Origin of the sequence: Streptomyces sp. GDS52, assembly GCF_052246875.1 — a bacterium.
In the GTDB taxonomy this organism is placed as follows: Bacteria; Actinomycetota; Actinomycetes; order Streptomycetales; family Streptomycetaceae; genus Streptomyces; species Streptomyces cathayae.
On the sequence record NZ_CM125966.1, the window covers coordinates 1,148,689 to 1,164,455 of the forward strand.

Below are 15,767 nucleotides of genomic sequence, written 5' to 3' on the forward strand. Positions count from 1 at the left end.
GGAGACCGATGTCCGGACTCACCCGCGCCGAGAAGGCCGCCGCGTTCGTCGCGGCGAGCACTGCCGCCGCCGCGACGAACGCGGGCGGATCCCCGGGCGCGTACACCCTGTCGACCCCCTTCTCCGGGAAGGTCACGGCCCGGATCGGCCCGTAGCAGTACCACGGGCCGATGTGCGGCACCAGAGTTCCTGAGTACCCCTCAGGTGATTGCCAGGGGGCGTTGCGAGCTTCCACGAGCAGCCCGCAACGCCCCCTTTCCACGCCCGGGAAGAACCCCTCCCATCGGCGCTCATTCAGGACATTTCCTCGAGACGTGTAACACCGCGGCGGGCATCGGGCGCTGATCCCTACGGGACGCGAGAGGCGGCCCTTTTTCATGCAGTCGGGCACCACCCCGGAACAACCCCACGACGAAGGGCCGTCCCCAGTGAATCCCCACCCCGCCGAGAACGGTGGAACCGCACAGACCTCACAGCCCGCGCAGTCTCCTCAGGACCACCGGACCGCCCAGAGCCCCGCGGCCCCTCGGATCGATGCCAGCGGCCTCGGGGGAACCGAAGGTCTCCCGGTCTACGAGGGCCTGGTGCGCGAACGGGGTGACGTCGTGGCGGAGGCCCGCGAGGTGGCCGAGCGCACGGAGTTCGAGATGCGTCAGGTGCTGCCCTTCCGTCCCGGGTCCCGGCCGGCCCCGGCCCCGGCCGGCCGGTGAGGTGCGCACCGGTTGAGCCGGGCGGGTGAGCCCTCCCCGCCCGGGCCACCGGGCGGGCGGAATTCCCTAGGATTCCTCCGTGGCCACCTTCCAGCTCCAGCGCACGGCGCCCCTCCCGATCGACGAGGCCTGGCGTCGGCTCACGGAGTGGCACCGCCACGGCTCGGCGGTCCCCTTCACCCGGATCACCGTGTCCCCGCCCCCGCCCACCGGCGAGGGCACGGTCGTCGTCGCCCGCTCGGGTCTCGGCCCGCTCTCCTTCGACGACCCGATGGAGGTGACGGTGTGGCGGCCCCCGGGCCCCGGTTCCCCGGGCCTGTGCCGCCTGGAGAAACGGGGCCGGGTGGTCCGGGGCTGGGCGGAGATCGAGGTCCGTCCGGGGCCGGGGGGCCGCACCCGCGTCCTGTGGCGCGAGGACCTGCGGGTCCGCTTCCTCCCCTCCTTCTGCGACCCCGCGCTGCGGTCGGTCTCCCGCCGGATGTTCGGACGAGCGGTGAACACCCTGCTGCGGCAGCCCTGACGGCCAAAGCGGCGGGTGGTCACCGCGTCGGCGGCACCGCCGTCATGCCCTCGAACCGGTCCTGCCCGCGGGCTCGGGTGCGGGTGCGCCGGCGGGCGGCGGGGGTGCGATGTCGTGGTGGATCGGGGTGTGGGCGCCGGTGAGGGGGGCGCCGGTGCCGCCCCGACGGGTGGCGACGATCTCGGCGGCGATGGACAGGGCCGTCTCCTCCGGGGTGCGGGCGCCGAGGTCGAGGCCGATCGGGGAGCGCAGGCGGGCCAGTTCCGGGTCGGTGACGCCGGCCGCGCGCAGCCGGGCCGTGCGGTCCAGGTGGGTGCGGCGGGAGCCCATCGCGCCGACGTAGGCGACCGGGAGGCGCAGGGCGAGCCGGAGCAGGGGGACGTCGAACTTCAGGTCGTGGGTGAGGACGCACAGGACCGTACGGGCGTCGACGTCGGCGCGTTCGAGGTACCGGTGCGGCCAGTCGACGACGATCTCGTCGGCGTCCGGGAAGCGTGCCCGGGTGGCGAAGACGGGGCGCGCGTCGCACACCGTGACCCGGTAGCCGAGGAACGTGCCGGCCCGGACCAGCGCCGAGGCGAAGTCGATCGCACCGAAGACGATCATCCGGGGCGGCGGGACCGCCGACTCGACCAGCAGGGTCACCGGGGCGCCGCAGCGTGAACCCTCCGCGCCGACCTCCAGGGTGCCGGTGCGGCCCGCGTCCAGGAAGGCGCCCGCCTCCCCCGCCACGGTGCGGTCGAGACCCGGACGGTCGCCGAAGCCGCCCTCGTACGAGCCGTCGGGACGCACCGTGAGCGCACGGCCCATCAGGTCGGCGGGGCCGCTCACGATCCGTGCCACGGCCGCCGCCTCGCCCCGCGCGGCGGCGGCGAGCGCGGCGGTGAGCGCCGGACGGGACGGGTCCGCCGCCCGTACCGGTGCGATCAGGACGTCGATGACGCCGCCGCAGGTCAGACCGGAGGCGAAGGCGTCCTCGTCGCTGTACCCGAAGCGTTCCAGGACGGTTTCGCCGTCCCGGAGCGCCTGCTCGCACAGCGCGTACACCGTGCCCTCCACGCAGCCGCCGGAGACCGAGCCGATCGCCGTGCCGTCGGTGTCCACCGCCAGCGCGGCGCCGGGCCCGCGGGGCCCGCTGCCGGCGACCGCCACCACGGTGGCGACCGCGAAGTCGCGGCCCTGCTCGGCCCACCGGTGCAGTTCCTCGGCGATGTCCAGCATCTCTCGGCCTCCTGAGCCGGGTGCTCCGGGCGGCGCGCGCCATGGCCGTTCGCGCGACGCCCGGAGGCTCTGTCATGCGGTGCCGGTCAGGTGCTCCGGTCGTACCGGCGTGCGGTTCAGCTCCAGCCCGGTCGCGTCCCGGACGGCCGCGAGGACCGCCGGGGTGGACGACAGGGTGGGGGCCTCGCCGACGCCGCGCAGCCCGTACGGCGCGTGGTGGTCGGCGAGTTCGAGCATGTCGACGGGGATGGTCGGCGTGTCGAGGATGGTGGGGATGAGGTAGTCGGTGAAGGAGGGGTTGCGGACCTTCGCGGTCCTCGGGTCGACGAGGATCTCCTCCATGACCGCCACGCCCAGGCCCTGGACGGTGCCGCCCTGGATCTGGCCGATGACGGACAGCGGGTTGAGCGCCTTGCCGACGTCCTGGGCGCAGGCCAGTTCGATCACCTTGACCAGGCCGAGTTCGGTGTCGACCTCGACGACGGCGCGGTGCGCGGCGAACGTGTACTGGACGTGCCCGTCGCCCTGGCCGGTGCGCAGGTCGAAGGGTTCGGTCGGCCGGTGCCGCCATTCCTCCTCCACCTCGACTGCCTCGTCGCCGAGGACGTCCACCAGGTCGGCGAGGACTTCGCCGCCGTCGGTGACCACCTTGCCGCCCTCCAACAGGAGTTCGGCCGTCGCCCACGCCGGGTGGTACGGGCCGAGCCGGCGCCGGCCGAGTTCGAGCACCCGCTCGCGGACGAGTTCGCAGGCGTGGCGCACGGCGCCTCCGGTGACATAGGTCTGCCGGGAGGCGGAGGTCGAACCGGCCGAGCCCACCCGGGTGTCGGCCGGGTGGATGGTGACCTGGGCGACGCCGAGTTCGGTGCGGGCGATCTGGGCGTGGACGGTGACACCGCCCTGTCCGACCTCCGCCATCGCGGTGTGCACGGTGGCCACGGGCTGCCCGCCGACCACCTCCATCCGCACGCGGGCGGTGGAGTAGTCGTCGAAGCCCTCGGAGAAGCCGACGTTCTTGATGCCGACCGCGTAGCCGACACCGCGGACGACTCCCTCTCCGTGGGTGGTGTTGGACAGGCCGCCCGGCAGCCGGCGCACGTCGGCGCCCTCGCTGCTCTCCCACTGCCGCTCGGGCGGCATCGGCATCGCCTTGACGCGGCGCAGGAGTTCGGCGACCGGTGCCGGGGAGTCGACCCGCTGTCCGGTGGGCATGACCGTGCCCTGCTCCATGGCGTTGAGCTGTCTGAACTCCACCGGGTCCAGGCCCAGTTCCCGCGCCAGTTTGTCCATCTGCGCCTCGTAGGCGAAGCACGCCTGGACCGCGCCGAAGCCGCGCATGGCGCCGCAGGGCGGGTTGTTGGTGTAGAGGGCGAGGCCCTCGATCTCGACGTCGTCGACCCGGTAGGGGCCGATGCCGAGGGAGGTGGCGTTGCCGACCACGGCCGGGGAGGCGGAGGCGTACGCGCCGCCGTCGAGCACGATGCGGCACTTCACATGCGTCAGTCTGCCGTCGCGGGTGGCGCCGTGCTCGTAGTGGAGCTTGGCCGGGTGGCGGTGGACGTGGCCGAAGAAGGACTCGAAGCGGTTGTAGACGATCTTGACGGGCTTGCCGGTGCGCAGGGCGAGCAGGCAGGCGTGGATCTGCATGGACAGGTCCTCGCGGCCGCCGAACGCGCCGCCGACGCCGGACAGGGTCATCCGCACCTTGTCCTCGGGCAGGCCGAGGACGGGCGCGATCTGGCGCAGGTCGGAGTGGAGCCACTGGGTGGCGATGTAGAGGTGGACGCCCCCGTCCTCCTCGGGGACGGCGAGTCCCGACTCGGGGCCGAGGAAGGCCTGGTCCTGCATGCCGAAGGTGTACTCGCCCTCGACGACGACGTCCGCCCGCTCGCGGGCCCGTGCCACGTCGCCGCGCACGATCGGCTGGCGGTGGACGATGTTGGGGTGGGGGACGTGGGCGAAGATGGGGGTCCCCCCTGGACCGGAGCCTGTCGGAGGCCCTTGGGGGAGGTCTTCCCGGTTCTCGTGGACGAGGGGCGCGTCGGGGGCGAGCGCGGAGGCCTCGTCGGTGACGACCGGGAGTTCGCGGTACTCGACCCTGATCCTGGCGGCGGCGCGGCGCGCGGTCTCCGGGTGGTCGGCGGCGACCACGGCGACGGGTTCGCCGTGGTGGCGGACCTTGCCGTGGGCGAGGACGGGGGTGTCCTGGATCTCCAGGCCGTAGTTCCTCACCTCGGTCGGCAGGTCGTCGTGGGTCAGGACGGCGTACACGCCCGGCAGCGCGAGGGCCTCGGAGGTGTCGATCGACACGATCTCGGCGTGCGCGACCGGGGAGCGCAGGATCTGGCCCCAGAGCATGTCCTCGTGCCACATGTCGGAGGAGTACGCGAACTCGCCGGTCACCTTGAGGGTGCCGTCGGGGCGGAGGGTGGACTCCCCGATGCCGCCCCTGGTCCGCGCGCCCTGGGTGAGGGTGGCGGGCGCGCCGAGGGGGGCGCCGGCGGCCGGTCCGGGCGCCGTGGAGGGCTCGTGGACGGTCATGCGCGGGTCCCCTCGGACTGGCGGGCGGCCGCGAGGCGGACCGCGTCCATGATCTTCTCGTAGCCCGTGCAGCGGCACAGGTTGCCCGACAACGCCTCGCGGATGTCCGCGTCGCTCGGGCTGGGGTTGCGCTCCAGCATCTCGTCGGCGGCGACCAGCAGGCCCGGGGTGCAGAAGCCGCACTGGACGGCGCCGGTGTCGATGAACGCCTGCTGGATCGGGGCGAGTCCGGTGCCGGCACAGTGTCCGGTACCGGCATCGGCACTGCCGGAACGCTGCCGGGAGAAGTCCGCCAGCCCCTCGACCGTGACGACGTCACGGCCCTCCACCTGGCCGGCCGCGACGAGGCAGGAGCACACCGGGACGCCGTCCAGGCGCACCGTGCAGGAGCCGCACTCGCCCTGTTCGCAGGCGTTCTTGGAGCCGGGCAGGCCGAGCCGCTCGCGCAGCACGTACAGCAGGGACTCGCCCTCCCACACGTCGTCGGCCTGCCGGCGCCGTCCGTTGACGGTGAAGTCGATACGCATCACGCGGCTCCCTCGGTGCTCCGGCGGGCGCCGCGGTACGACTCCCAGGTCCAGGTCAGCGTGCGGCGGGCCATGACGCCGACGGCGTGCCGGCGGTACCCTGCGGTGCCCCGGACGTCGTCGATCGGGGTGCAGGCGGCGGCGCACAGGTCCGCGAACTGCTTGGCCACGGACGGGGTGACGATCTTCCCGTTGTCCCAGAAGCCGCCCTCGTCGAGCGCCGCGTTCAGGAACTCCTCGGCGGCCGTGGCGCGTACGGGCGTGGGTGCCGCGGAGCCGATGCCGGTGCGGACCGTGCGGGTCCCCGGGTGCAGGGCCAGGCCGAACGCGCACACGGCGATGACCATCGCGTTGCGGGTGCCGACCTTGGAGAACTGCTGGGGGCCGTCGGCCTTCCTGATGTGCACGGCGCGGATCAGCTCGTCCGGCGCCAGCGCGTTGCGCTTCACTCCGGTGTAGAAGGCGTCGATCGGGATGCGGCGGGACCCGCGCACCGACTCGGCCTCGACCTCGGCACCGGCGGCGAGCAGCGCCGGGTGGGCGTCGCCCGCCGGGGAGGCGGTGCCGAGGTTGCCGCCGACCCCGCCGCGGTTGCGGATCTGCGGGGAGGCGACCGTGTGGGAGGCGAGGGCGAGACCCGGCAGCTCGGCCCGCAGGTGCTCCATGATCCTCGAGTACGGGACGGCGGCGCCGAGCCGTACGGTGTCCTCGCCGACCTCCCACTCGGCGAGGTCGGCGATGCGGTTGAGGTCCATGAGGTACTCGGGTCTGCGGTGGTCGAAGTTGATCTCGACCATCACATCGGTGCCGCCCGCGATCGGTACGGCGGTGGGGTGCTCGGCCTTCGCGGCGAGCGCCTCCTCCCAGCTGGCTGGGCGAAGGAAGTCCATGACCGACTCTCTTCTTCGTCTCGTGTCGGGTGCGTCGAGTTGTTCCTCCCGTGAGTCGTACGGGATCGAACCGATCCGTGTCCGGCGGGTCCGGCTCGTTCATGGGGGATTCACTCGGAGTGCGCTTCAGTACACCGTCCGTTGCTCCACCCGGGTCAGTCACGGAAGCCATGAAGGAGTTGGCTGGCCAGCACCGTCATCTTGTAGATTCATATGAACGGAGGGCTTCGGCGGCCTCGGTGACTTCGGCGATCTCGCCGATCTCCATGCCTTCCTCCAGGAACAGCGGATACGGAGGACACGGAGAGCACTCTTCTGATAGACGGCCGACCGCAACCGGTCAGCCGCCTGCCGGACGCCGCACCCACACCACGGGAGCCTCTCCACAGCCCATCGTAGGCACCGACACACACCTCAACGTGCGCATTGCCGTACATGGCGCACATGACGCACACATCCACGCACACATCGACACACAGGGAACGGCGGCGACGAGAATGCGGCTGCGCGCACTGCTGGAGACCGACGCGCTGGGCCTCAGGCTGCTCGGCGGCGAGGACGAGCTGGACCGCACCGTGCACGGGGTGATGACCACCGACCTCAAGGACCCCAGCCGCTATCTCTCGGGCGGGGAACTGGTGCTCACGGGTCTGGCCTGGCGCCGGGACCCCGCCGACTCGGAACCGTTCGTACGGCGCATGGTGCGGGCGGGGATCGCCGCCCTGGCGGCCGGTGAGGCCGAGCTGGGCGACATCCCTGACGACCTGATCACGGCCTGCGCCCGGCACCGGCTGCCGCTGTTCGCGGTGCACGAGTCGGTGGCCTTCGCGACCGTCACCGAGCACGTCGTACGGAAGGTGTCCGGCGAGCGGGCCGGGGACCTCGCGGCCGTGGTGGACCGGCACCGGCGGATGATGACGTCGGGCCCGGCGGGCGGCGGCCCGGACGTGGTGCTCGATCTGCTCGGCACCGACCTGGACCTGCGGGCGTGGCTGCTCTCGCCCACCGGGCGGCTGATCGCCGGTTCGAAGACGGCGGGGCCGGGGCTGCCCGCGGACGTGGGCGCACGGCTCGTGGCGGAGCAGCTGGCGGCCGCGCGTTCCGGCCGGCCCGGACCGCACCGGGTGACGCTGGACGACCGCACCACGTACAGCCTCTTCCCGGTACGCGGCGGCGGGCCCTCCCCACAGACCGCGCGGACCCCGCGCGACGGGCGGGACGCCCCCGGGGGACAGGAGGGCCCGGACGACCGGGGGACGGTGCTGTCGGACTGGCTGCTGGCGGTCGAGGCGGACGCCGGGGACTGGGCCGGGGAACGGCTGGACCTGCTGCACGGTGTCACCCAGCTGATCGCGGTCGAGCGGGACCGCCGGGACGCGGCGCGCACGGTGCGCCGCCGGCTCGCGCACGAGGTGCTGGAGCTGGTGCAGGCGGGAGCCGCGCCGGCCGAGGTCGCGGCCCGGCTGCGGGTGGCGGCGCCGGTGCTGCTGCCCGGACTGGGGGCCGCGCCGCACTGGCAGGTGGTCGTGGCCCGTATCGACCGGGACGGCGGCGGGGCCGAGAGCGGTCCGGCCGCGCAGGCGCTGCTCGAGGAGATCCTGGTCGACCCGGCGTCGACGGGGCCCGAGCAGTCCGACCGGCTCGCGGTGGCGCACACCGGGGAGGAGGCGATCGCGCTCGTCCCGCTGCCGGCGGTGGCGGGCGAGCACGAGGGCTCCGCGCAGAGCGGGATCCTCGCGGAGACCCTGCTGGAGTCCGTACGGGACCCGCTGACGGCCGGACTGGACGGCGCCGGGCGGCTCACGCTCGGGGTCAGCGCGGCCGTGCACTCGGCGGAGGGACTGCGCGGGGCCCTGGAGGAGGCGCGGCACGCGCGGCGCGTGGCCGCGGCCCGTCCGGGCCGGGTCTGCGCGGCCGGCCACCACGAGCTGGCCTCGCACGTCCTGCTGCTCCCCTTCGTCCCCGACGACGTACGCCGGGCCTTCACCGCCCGTCTCCTGGACCCGCTGCGGGAGTACGACCGGCGCCACCGCGCCGAGTTGATCCCCACCCTGGAAGCCTTCCTGGACTGCGACGGCTCCTGGACCCGCTGCGCCTCCCGGCTGCATCTGCACGTCAACACCCTGCGGTACCGGGTGGGCCGCATCGAGCAGCTGACGGGCCGCGACCTGTCCCGCCTGGAGGACAAACTGGACTTCTTCCTGGCCCTCCGCATGAGCTGACGGCGGGCCGCCGACGGGAGCCGGGGCGGGGCGGGGGTGGCGTGCGACGGATTCGCGCGCCGGTGGGGACTCACGGGCGCCGCCGGGGAGTTGCCTGTTCCCGCCCACCGGTCCAGGACTTTGTGAAATCCTTCACCCACCCTCTTGGCCCGGCCCCGTTGTTCGTGCTGAGATGCGGCCACCACTCAACAGCTCGAAGGCGTGCTCGGGGAGGGCAACGTGGCGCATACCGCCATGTCTGGTAACGGAACGACCGCTGGCGACGATCCCCTCCAGACCGCGGTATGGCGGCTGCGCTCACGCGCCTGCTGGGCCGACGCCGCCGCCCTGCTCACCCCGGTGACCCCGGCCACCGCGCTGCAGCGGGCGTCGCTCCTGGTGGAACGGTGCCTGTACACCGAGGCGGGGTGGGAGGAGGCCGAGGACGCGCTGCGCACGGCCGAGGCGCTGGCCGACAGCGACGACGAGCGGGGCGCGGCCGCTTGCGAACGCGGGTACTTGGCCTACGCCGCCACCCTGTTCGGCGTGCGGGACCGGGCCGACGAGGCACGGGCCGCGCTCGGGCGGGCGGCGGCGCTGATCCCGCCGGGAGTCGCGGCGCGGGCGCTGCTGGACTTCCGGCGCGGGCTGATCGCCGAGAACCTGACCCGGTCCCCGCAGTCGGCGCGCGCCGCGTACCACCGCGCCCACGCGGGCGCCACCGCGCACGCCGATCCGCTGCTGCTCTCCGGCACCTGGCGTCACCTCGCCGGACTCGCCCTGAGAGACGGCGAGTTGGCGGAAGCCCGGCACGGCTTCGCCGAATCACTGCGGATCCGCGAGGAGCTGGGCTATCTGGTCGGCACGGCCCCGGCCCTGGTCTCCCTCGCCGACACGGAGACCGACCCGGAGGCGTCCCGCCTGCGGGAGGAGGCCCGCCGCCTGCTGCGCCTGCTCGGCGGGGTCCCCACCTGGCTGGCCCGCCAACTGACCCCGCCGGCGCCGGGGGCGGCCCCGGCGTAGCGGCGCCCCGGCGTCCTCAGAGCTCCCCGGTGAAGTGGTCCTCCACCAGTGACCGCACCGCGTCCGGGTCACCCGCGATCAACGCGTCCAGCAGGGCGGTGTGTTCGTGAGCGTCGGCCACCAGCCGCGCCGCGCCGCCCCGGGCTCCGGGGGCGGAGCCCATCAGGGGCCACTGGGCGCGGCGGTGCAGGTCCTCGGCGATCCGGAGCAGCTGTTCATTGCCGGCCAGGGCCAGCACCGCGCGATGGAAGGCGCGGTCGGACTCGGCGTACGTGGCACGGCAGCCGGAGGAGGCGGCGCGGATCGTGGCCTCGGCGAGGGGGCGCAGTTCGGCCCAGCGTTCGGCGGGCACCGTACGGGACAGCCGCAGCACCACCGGGATCTCGATCAGCGCCCGGACCTCGGTCAGTTCGGCCAGCTCCCGGTCGCCCCGCTCCACGACCCGGAACCCCCGGTTCGGCACCACCTCGACCGCGCCCTCCAGGGTGAGTTGCTGCATGGCCTCGCGGACCGGTGTCGCGGAGACCCCGAACCGCTCGGCCAGCACCGGCGCGGAGTACACCGCACCGGGCCGCAGATCACCCGTCACCAGGGCGGTGCGCAGCGCGGCGAGGATCTGCCCGCGTACGGAGGACCGCTGGACGGGCCGCCGGGGCAACGGAAGGGCCGGTTCGCCGTGCGTGTGCTCACCGCGTACGCCGTCGGCCCCGGCCCTGCCGGGCGCGGCGGCGCCGGCCCCCTCACCTCGCGGCCGGTTCCGCGGCCGGTCCACGTCCTCCGCGCCGGGCCGGGCGGGCACCCCGGCCCTGCCCGTGGCGTCCCGTCCGGTCCCCGTGTCGTCCACCCCGACAAAGCCCTCCGTGCCCTGCTTCACCGGGCCCTCCTCCGGATGTATCGGTACTTGGGGTCATTACGACGGCTTGTCACTCGCTCGTCAAGCACCTTAAGGGCAGCGGGCCCCCGGTTCACATTCCGACGATCTTAGGTAAGGTGAGGCTTACCTTTATTGACCCGGTGTCGGGCGGGCTTCGGTCCGGCTCGACGAGACGTGCAGGGGTGGTCCCATGGCAGTGCCCGGTTCGGCCGTCGCGGACGCGTACGCCCGCTTGGCAGAGGTCTTCCCGGCACTCGTCGTCACCGAACTCGCCGCCGGCGAGGAGACCCCCCGGGGCGGCGCCTGGGTCGCCGCCGACGCCCTGGCCGAAGGGGACGGCGGGAGCGCGCTGGACGCCTTCCTGGCCTGGGACGAGAGCCAGATACTGCGGGACTACGAGCAGCGGGCCCGCCCGGACGTGGTCGCCAGTTTCGGACTGCACCGCTACGCCTGGCCCGCCTGCCTGCTGATCACCGTGCCGTGGTTCCTGCACCGCCGCGTGCCGCGCTATCCCGTGACGCACGTCTCCTTCGACCGCACCGCCGCCGGACTCGCCGTGGGCCGCATGGCCGTACGGCCGGACACCTTCGCCTGCCTCCCCGGCGACCCGGCGGCCTCGCTGCCCGGCGCCCGCGTGGTGGCGGACGAGGAGGCGCTGCGGGCCGAGGTGCGGACCGCCGTCGCCGAGCACCTCGAACCCGTCCTGACGGGCTTCGGCCCGCGGATGCGGCGGCGCGGCCGCGCCCTGTGGGGCATGGCGACCGACGAGATCGTGGAGAGCCTGCGGTACGTCGGCCAGCTGCTCGGCGAGGAGGAGCGGGCCCTGCGGGAGCTGGAACTGCTGCTGCCCGGCGCGACCAGGCCGTACGTCGGCGCGGCAGGGTTCCGCCGGGTGAGCGGGCCCGAGGGCGGGCCGACGCACACCCGGGACCGGATCAGCTGCTGCATGTTCTACACCCTGCGCCCCGAGGACATCTGCGCCACCTGCCCGCGCACCTGCGGGGGCCCGAAGGCCGTCACCAGGGAGCTCGCGAAGGCGAGTTGACGTCACGAAGGTCACAGTCGATTCACCATTCCCTCACTTGTCGCGAGAACCCTCCACCGAACCACTCGTACGAGTAGTCTCAATCGAACCCAACTCCCGCAACTCAAGCGTCAGTTCGAACGGAATGACGCCCTGGGTGTCCCCTCGCGCTCCGATGGACGCCACTTGCTCCGAAATCCCCTGAGGGACGGTGGGACTGGGCCACTATGGCGGGCGTTACGCCCTATCCCAATGCAAGGGACCCCTAGATGAGACTGACCGACATATCGCTGAATTGGCTGCTTCCGGGCGCCGTACTGCTCCTGGGCATGTCGGCGGCGGTGGCGGTGCTCGCGCGCGGCAAGCGCTCCTCGGTCAAGGACACGCGTGCGGACGACTCGTGGGAGCGCAGCGAGGAGCGCCGCAGGCGCAAGGAGGCCCTCTACGGCACCGTCTCCTACATCCTGCTGTTCTGCTGTGCGGCGGTGGCGGCGGCGCTCTCCTTCCACGGCCTGGTCGGCTTCGGTGAGCAGAACCTCGGCCTGTCCGGCGGCTGGCAGTACCTCGTCCCCTTCGGTCTGGACGGCGCGGCGATGTTCTGCTCGGTGCTCGCCGTGCGCGAGGCGAGCCACGGTGACGCGGCGCTCGGCTCCCGCATCCTCGTGTGGACGTTCGCGTTCGCCGCGGCCTGGTTCAACTGGGTGCACGCCCCCCGGGGCCTCGGACACGCGGGCGCCCCGCACTTCTTCGCGGGCATGTCCCTGTCGGCGGCCGTGCTGTTCGACCGCGCGCTGAAGCAGACCCGCCGGGCCGCCCTGCGCGAACAGGGCCTGGTGCCGCGCCCGTTGCCGCAGATCCGTATCGTCCGCTGGCTGCGGGCCCCCCGCGAGACGTACCGTGCCTGGTCGCTGATGCTCCTGGAGGGCGTGCGCAGCCTGGACGAGGCGGTCGAGGAGGTCCGCGAGGACCAGCGCCAGAAGGACGAGACGCGACGGCGCAGGCGCGACCACGAGCGGGTGGAGCGGGCGCGGCTGAAGGCGATCAGCCGCGGCCACCGCGGTGTCCTGGGCCGGGGCGCCGGCCACCCGGCCCAGGCTCCGACGGTGGAGCGGGCCGACGACATGGTCTCCGCGGAGCCCGTCATACCGGCGCCGGAGGCCCTGCCGATGCGTGCGCGTCCCTCCCTCCAGCCGGTACGCGGCGGTTCCGACCCGATGACCGTGGACCTCACCGCGGAGGACGACACCCAGGCACTGCCGCGCCTGGACTCCCTGGAGCGCAAGCTCAAGGACCTGGAGCAGCAGTTCGGCTGACGGGCGACGGCGCGTCAGGCGGCGTCCGCGTCGAGTTCGAACCAGACCGCCTTGCCCACCGCGTGCGCCCTGATCCCCCACGCGTCGGCGAGGCGGTCGAGCAGCACCAGCCCCCGGCCGTGCGTACCGTCACCTGCGTCCGGTACCCGCGGCCGGGGTTCGTCGTGCACGAAGTCCCGTACCTCGACCCGTAGTCCGCGGGGTCCGACGGTGGCGGTGAGGACCGCCGCCCGGTCGGTGTGGACCAGCGCGTTGGTGACGAGCTCGGTGGTGAGCAGCTCGGCCGTCTCCGACTGTCCGGGGCTGCCCCAGTGCCTGAGCAGTTCGCGCAGGTCGTGGCGGGACTCGGGCACCGCCCGCAGGTCCGCGCGCCCCAGCCGGCGTCGTAGCCGTGCCGCCGGGGTCCGCTCCCCGTCGCCGTCGGCCGTCTCCTCCACGGTCGTCTCCCGGATCGTCCCGGCCGTACCGGGACCACCCCCTCGTGCCTGCCTTCTCATGGCCCCCGCCCGCGTCGTGGTGTCGGTTCCCCCTGCGGCTCGAACACGTCCACGGGAAACCATGCCCCGTCACCCGCGCGCCAAGTCATGGGGCGTGGTCAAGGCCGGTTATTGGCCGAACTTCAACGGCCACACACGTGTGCGGGGCCGTTCTCACGGCGTTGCGGGTCCGGGTGACCGGCAGCACCCGCCCCGTCCCGTCCCGGGCAACGCGTACGCCATGGGCCAGGGCTGCGGCGGCGTCTGCCCCCGCGGTACTTCGACGTGGACCTGGACAAGAACCGGCCCATCGCCCGCGCGGCCGCCGGGAACGACGCCGGTACGCCGATCCCGGCGGTCCGCATGCCCCACCGGGTCTCCGCGACGGACCCGGAGGTGCTGCGGGTCACCGCCCGGACCGGGGCCCACGACTGCCTCCGGCGCACGGTGCCGGACCGGTCCTCGGCCGGCCGCTCCGGCACCGTGCGGATCGACGACCGGGACCGTCCGTTCCACACCAGCGGCACCGAGGGCCCGCCCCGCTACGAGTACGACACCGCAGCCCGCCGCCGGGCGCCCCGGACGGGCTGAATCCCGTTACGGCCTGATCCGGCGAACAGGCCCTACGGCCGGGGCACGTTGCGCAGGTTGGAACGCGCCATCTGGAGCATCCGGCCGACCCCGCCGTCCAGCACCATCTTCGACGCGGACAGCGCGAAACCGCTCACCATCTCGGCGCTGATCTTCGGCGGGATGGACAGCGCGTTGGGGTCGGTGACGATGTCGACGAGGGCCGGGCCCTTGTGCTTGAACGCCGACTTGAGGGCCCCGGCGAGTTCCTTCGGCTTCTCCACCCGCACCCCGTGCGCGCCGCAGGCGCGGGCGACGGCGGCGAAGTCGGGGTTCTTCATGGCGGTTCCGTGCGAGGGCAGCCCGGCGACCAGCATCTCCAACTCGACCATGCTGAGCGAGGAGTTGTTGAAGAGGACGACCTTCACCGGCAGGTCGTACTGGACGAGGGTGAGGAAGTCGCCCATGAGCATGGTGAATCCGCCGTCCCCGGACATCGACACGACCTGTCGGCCCCGGTCGACGAACTGCGCCCCGATCGCCATCGGCAGCGCGTTCGCCATCGAGCCGTGGGAGAACGAGCCGATGACCCGGCGGCGGCCATTGGGCGAGATGTAGCGGGCCGCCCAGACGTTGCACATCCCGGTGTCAACCGTGAACACCGCGTCTTCGTCGGCGAGTTCGTCCAGCACGGAGGCCACGTACTCGGGGTGGATCGGCACGTGCTTCTCGACCTTCCGGGTGTACGCCTTCACCACCCCCTCCAGCGCGCCCGCGTGCTTCTTCAGCATCCGGTCGAGGAACCTGCGGTCGTCCTTGGTCCTGACCCTCGGGGTCAGACAGCGCAGCGTCTCCCGTACGTCGCCCCACACCGCGAGGTCCAGTTTCGAGCGGCGGCCGAGGTTCTCGGGCCGCACGTCGACCTGGACGATCTTCACGTCGTCGGGCAGGAAGGCGTTGTACGGGAAGTCGGTGCCGAGCAGGATCAGCAGGTCGCACTCGTGGGTGGCCTCGTAGGCGGCGCCGTACCCGAGCAGCCCGCTCATGCCGACGTCGTACGGGTTGTCGTACTGGATCCACTCCTTGCCGCGCAGGGCGTGCCCGACCGGGGACTTGATCTTCTGGGCGAACTCCATGACCTCGGCGTGCGCGCCCTGCGTGCCGGCGCCGCAGAAGAGGGTGACCTTCCCGGCCGCGTCGATCATGTCGACGAGCCGGTCGATCTCGGCGTCGCCGGGCCGGACCGTGGGCCGGGAGGTGACCAGGGCGGTCTCCACGGCCTTCTCCGGGGCGGCGTGGTCGGCGATGTCGCCGGGCAGGGTGACGACGCTGACCCCGGAGCGGCCCACCGCGTTCTGGATGGCGGTGTGCAGCAGCCGGGGCATCTGCTGCGGGCTGGAGATCATCTCGCTGTAGTGGCTGCACTCGCGGAACAGCTGGTCGGGATGGGTCTCCTGGAAGTAGCCGAGGCCGATCTCGCTGGACGGGATGTGCGAGGCGAGGGCGAGGACCGGGGCCATGGACCGGTGGGCGTCGTACAGCCCGTTGATGAGGTGGAGGTTGCCGGGCCCGCAGGAGCCGGCGCAGGCGGTGAGCCGGCCGGTGATCTGGGCCTCGGCACCGGCGGCGAAGGCGGCGGTCTCCTCGTGCCGGACGTGGACCCAGTCGATGGCGGAGTTGCGGCGCACGGCGTCGACCACGGGGTTGAGGCTGTCGCCGACGACGCCGTAGAGACGCTTGACTCCCGCGCGGGTCAGGATGTCGACGAACTGTTCCGCGACGTTCTGTTTGGCCATGACTCTCGTGTGCCCCTTCGGTGTCCGTGATTCCCTCGGGCTTGCGGGCTTCTGGATCTCCCTCCGGGGTCCATGAATTCA

General features: G+C 73.1%; 15 protein-coding genes. 8 read left to right on the forward strand and 7 right to left on the reverse strand.

The features are described from left to right. The first annotated feature begins 8 nt into the window (after positions 1–8). The 3 genes from ACTWJ9_RS05060 to ACTWJ9_RS05070 all read left to right on the forward strand — a co-directional run bounded on the left by ACTWJ9_RS05060 (position 9) and on the right by ACTWJ9_RS05070 (position 1,230). Entirely contained in the window at positions 9–155 is a 147-nt protein-coding gene (locus ACTWJ9_RS05060; RefSeq protein WP_279332968.1) for a hypothetical protein, read from the forward strand. A gap of 429 nt (positions 156–584) precedes the next feature. Continuing rightward, positions 585–710 (forward strand): hypothetical protein, encoded by a 126-nt coding sequence (locus tag ACTWJ9_RS05065; protein WP_341483673.1) that lies wholly within the window; start codon positions 585–587, stop codon positions 708–710. 79 nt (positions 711–789) lie between these two features. Then, positions 790–1,230 (forward strand): SRPBCC family protein, encoded by a 441-nt coding sequence (locus ACTWJ9_RS05070; protein ID WP_279332969.1) that lies wholly within the window; start codon positions 790–792, stop codon positions 1,228–1,230. A 42-nt stretch (positions 1,231–1,272) separates the two neighbouring features. Here ACTWJ9_RS05070 and ACTWJ9_RS05075 read toward each other — a convergent pair whose 3' ends face one another. The 4 genes from ACTWJ9_RS05075 to ACTWJ9_RS05090 form a co-directional block, all read right to left on the reverse strand. Continuing rightward, positions 1,273–2,451: an XdhC family protein gene (locus tag ACTWJ9_RS05075; protein ID WP_279332970.1), complete on the reverse strand. Its 1,179-nt coding sequence runs from the start codon at positions 2,449–2,451 to the stop codon at positions 1,273–1,275. Between the two features lie 72 nt (positions 2,452–2,523). Continuing rightward, the gene (locus tag ACTWJ9_RS05080) at positions 2,524–4,992 is read right to left on the reverse strand and encodes a xanthine dehydrogenase family protein molybdopterin-binding subunit (protein WP_279332971.1); all 2,469 of its coding nucleotides are present in this window, start codon (positions 4,990–4,992) and stop codon (positions 2,524–2,526) included. Beyond that, a complete protein-coding gene (locus ACTWJ9_RS05085; protein WP_387037923.1) occupies positions 4,989–5,519 on the reverse strand; it encodes a (2Fe-2S)-binding protein in 531 nt (176 codons plus the stop codon). The genes ACTWJ9_RS05080 and ACTWJ9_RS05085 overlap by 4 nt, the downstream gene beginning before the upstream one ends. Further along, positions 5,519–6,409 (reverse strand): FAD binding domain-containing protein, encoded by an 891-nt coding sequence (locus ACTWJ9_RS05090; protein WP_279332973.1) that lies wholly within the window; start codon positions 6,407–6,409, stop codon positions 5,519–5,521. The genes ACTWJ9_RS05085 and ACTWJ9_RS05090 overlap by 1 nt, the downstream gene beginning before the upstream one ends. Before the next feature lie 497 nt (positions 6,410–6,906). Between ACTWJ9_RS05090 and ACTWJ9_RS05095 the strand changes: the two genes are divergently transcribed. Continuing rightward, positions 6,907–8,631 carry a PucR family transcriptional regulator gene (locus ACTWJ9_RS05095; RefSeq protein ID WP_279332974.1) on the forward strand — a complete coding sequence of 575 codons (1,725 nt, stop codon included), beginning with the start codon at positions 6,907–6,909 and terminating at the stop codon, positions 8,629–8,631. Positions 8,632–8,865: 234 nt separating this feature from the next. Beyond that, positions 8,866–9,633 (forward strand): hypothetical protein, encoded by a 768-nt coding sequence (locus ACTWJ9_RS05100; RefSeq protein ID WP_279332975.1) that lies wholly within the window; start codon positions 8,866–8,868, stop codon positions 9,631–9,633. A gap of 16 nt (positions 9,634–9,649) precedes the next feature. Here ACTWJ9_RS05100 and ACTWJ9_RS05105 read toward each other — a convergent pair whose 3' ends face one another. Continuing rightward, a complete protein-coding gene (locus ACTWJ9_RS05105; RefSeq protein WP_279332976.1) occupies positions 9,650–10,507 on the reverse strand; it encodes a GntR family transcriptional regulator in 858 nt (285 codons plus the stop codon). A gap of 190 nt (positions 10,508–10,697) precedes the next feature. On the opposite strand from ACTWJ9_RS05105, the gene ACTWJ9_RS05110 reads away from it, so the two are divergent. Then, the gene (locus tag ACTWJ9_RS05110; RefSeq protein ID WP_443295252.1) at positions 10,698–11,552 is read left to right on the forward strand and encodes a (2Fe-2S)-binding protein; all 855 of its coding nucleotides are present in this window, start codon (positions 10,698–10,700) and stop codon (positions 11,550–11,552) included. 248 nt (positions 11,553–11,800) lie between these two features. After that, the gene (locus ACTWJ9_RS05115; protein WP_279332978.1) at positions 11,801–12,844 is read left to right on the forward strand and encodes a DUF2637 domain-containing protein; all 1,044 of its coding nucleotides are present in this window, start codon (positions 11,801–11,803) and stop codon (positions 12,842–12,844) included. 14 nt (positions 12,845–12,858) lie between these two features. Here ACTWJ9_RS05115 and ACTWJ9_RS05120 read toward each other — a convergent pair whose 3' ends face one another. Then, the gene (locus ACTWJ9_RS05120) at positions 12,859–13,281 is read right to left on the reverse strand and encodes an ATP-binding protein (protein WP_279332979.1); all 423 of its coding nucleotides are present in this window, start codon (positions 13,279–13,281) and stop codon (positions 12,859–12,861) included. Between the two features lie 324 nt (positions 13,282–13,605). On the opposite strand from ACTWJ9_RS05120, the gene ACTWJ9_RS05125 reads away from it, so the two are divergent. Continuing rightward, complete coding sequence (locus ACTWJ9_RS05125; protein WP_341483674.1) at positions 13,606–13,911, forward strand: hypothetical protein; 306 nt, start codon at positions 13,606–13,608, stop codon at positions 13,909–13,911. 32 nt (positions 13,912–13,943) lie between these two features. Here ACTWJ9_RS05125 and ACTWJ9_RS05130 read toward each other — a convergent pair whose 3' ends face one another. Next, entirely contained in the window at positions 13,944–15,686 is a 1,743-nt protein-coding gene (locus ACTWJ9_RS05130) for a pyruvate dehydrogenase (RefSeq protein WP_443295253.1), read from the reverse strand. Positions 15,687–15,767 lie beyond the last annotated feature (81 nt).

Excerpts from the sequence above, each read along its gene's own strand:
- ACTWJ9_RS05060 (WP_279332968.1), top strand. The coding sequence starts at position 9 with ATGTCCGGACTCACCCGCGCCGAGAAGGCCGCCGCGTTCGTCGCGGCG.
- ACTWJ9_RS05130 (WP_443295253.1), bottom strand. The coding sequence starts at position 15,686 with ATGGCCAAACAGAACGTCGCGGAACAGTTCGTCGACATCCTGACCCGC.
- ACTWJ9_RS05110 (WP_443295252.1), top strand. The coding sequence starts at position 10,698 with ATGGCAGTGCCCGGTTCGGCCGTCGCGGACGCGTACGCCCGCTTGGCA.
- ACTWJ9_RS05100 (WP_279332975.1), top strand. The coding sequence starts at position 8,866 with ATGTCTGGTAACGGAACGACCGCTGGCGACGATCCCCTCCAGACCGCG.
- ACTWJ9_RS05080 (WP_279332971.1), bottom strand. The coding sequence starts at position 4,992 with ATGACCGTCCACGAGCCCTCCACGGCGCCCGGACCGGCCGCCGGCGCC.
- ACTWJ9_RS05085 (WP_387037923.1), bottom strand. The coding sequence starts at position 5,519 with ATGCGTATCGACTTCACCGTCAACGGACGGCGCCGGCAGGCCGACGAC.
- ACTWJ9_RS05115 (WP_279332978.1), top strand. The coding sequence starts at position 11,801 with ATGAGACTGACCGACATATCGCTGAATTGGCTGCTTCCGGGCGCCGTA.
- ACTWJ9_RS05075 (WP_279332970.1), bottom strand. The coding sequence starts at position 2,451 with ATGCTGGACATCGCCGAGGAACTGCACCGGTGGGCCGAGCAGGGCCGC.
- ACTWJ9_RS05090 (WP_279332973.1), bottom strand. The coding sequence starts at position 6,409 with ATGGACTTCCTTCGCCCAGCCAGCTGGGAGGAGGCGCTCGCCGCGAAG.
- ACTWJ9_RS05095 (WP_279332974.1), top strand. The coding sequence starts at position 6,907 with ATGCGGCTGCGCGCACTGCTGGAGACCGACGCGCTGGGCCTCAGGCTG.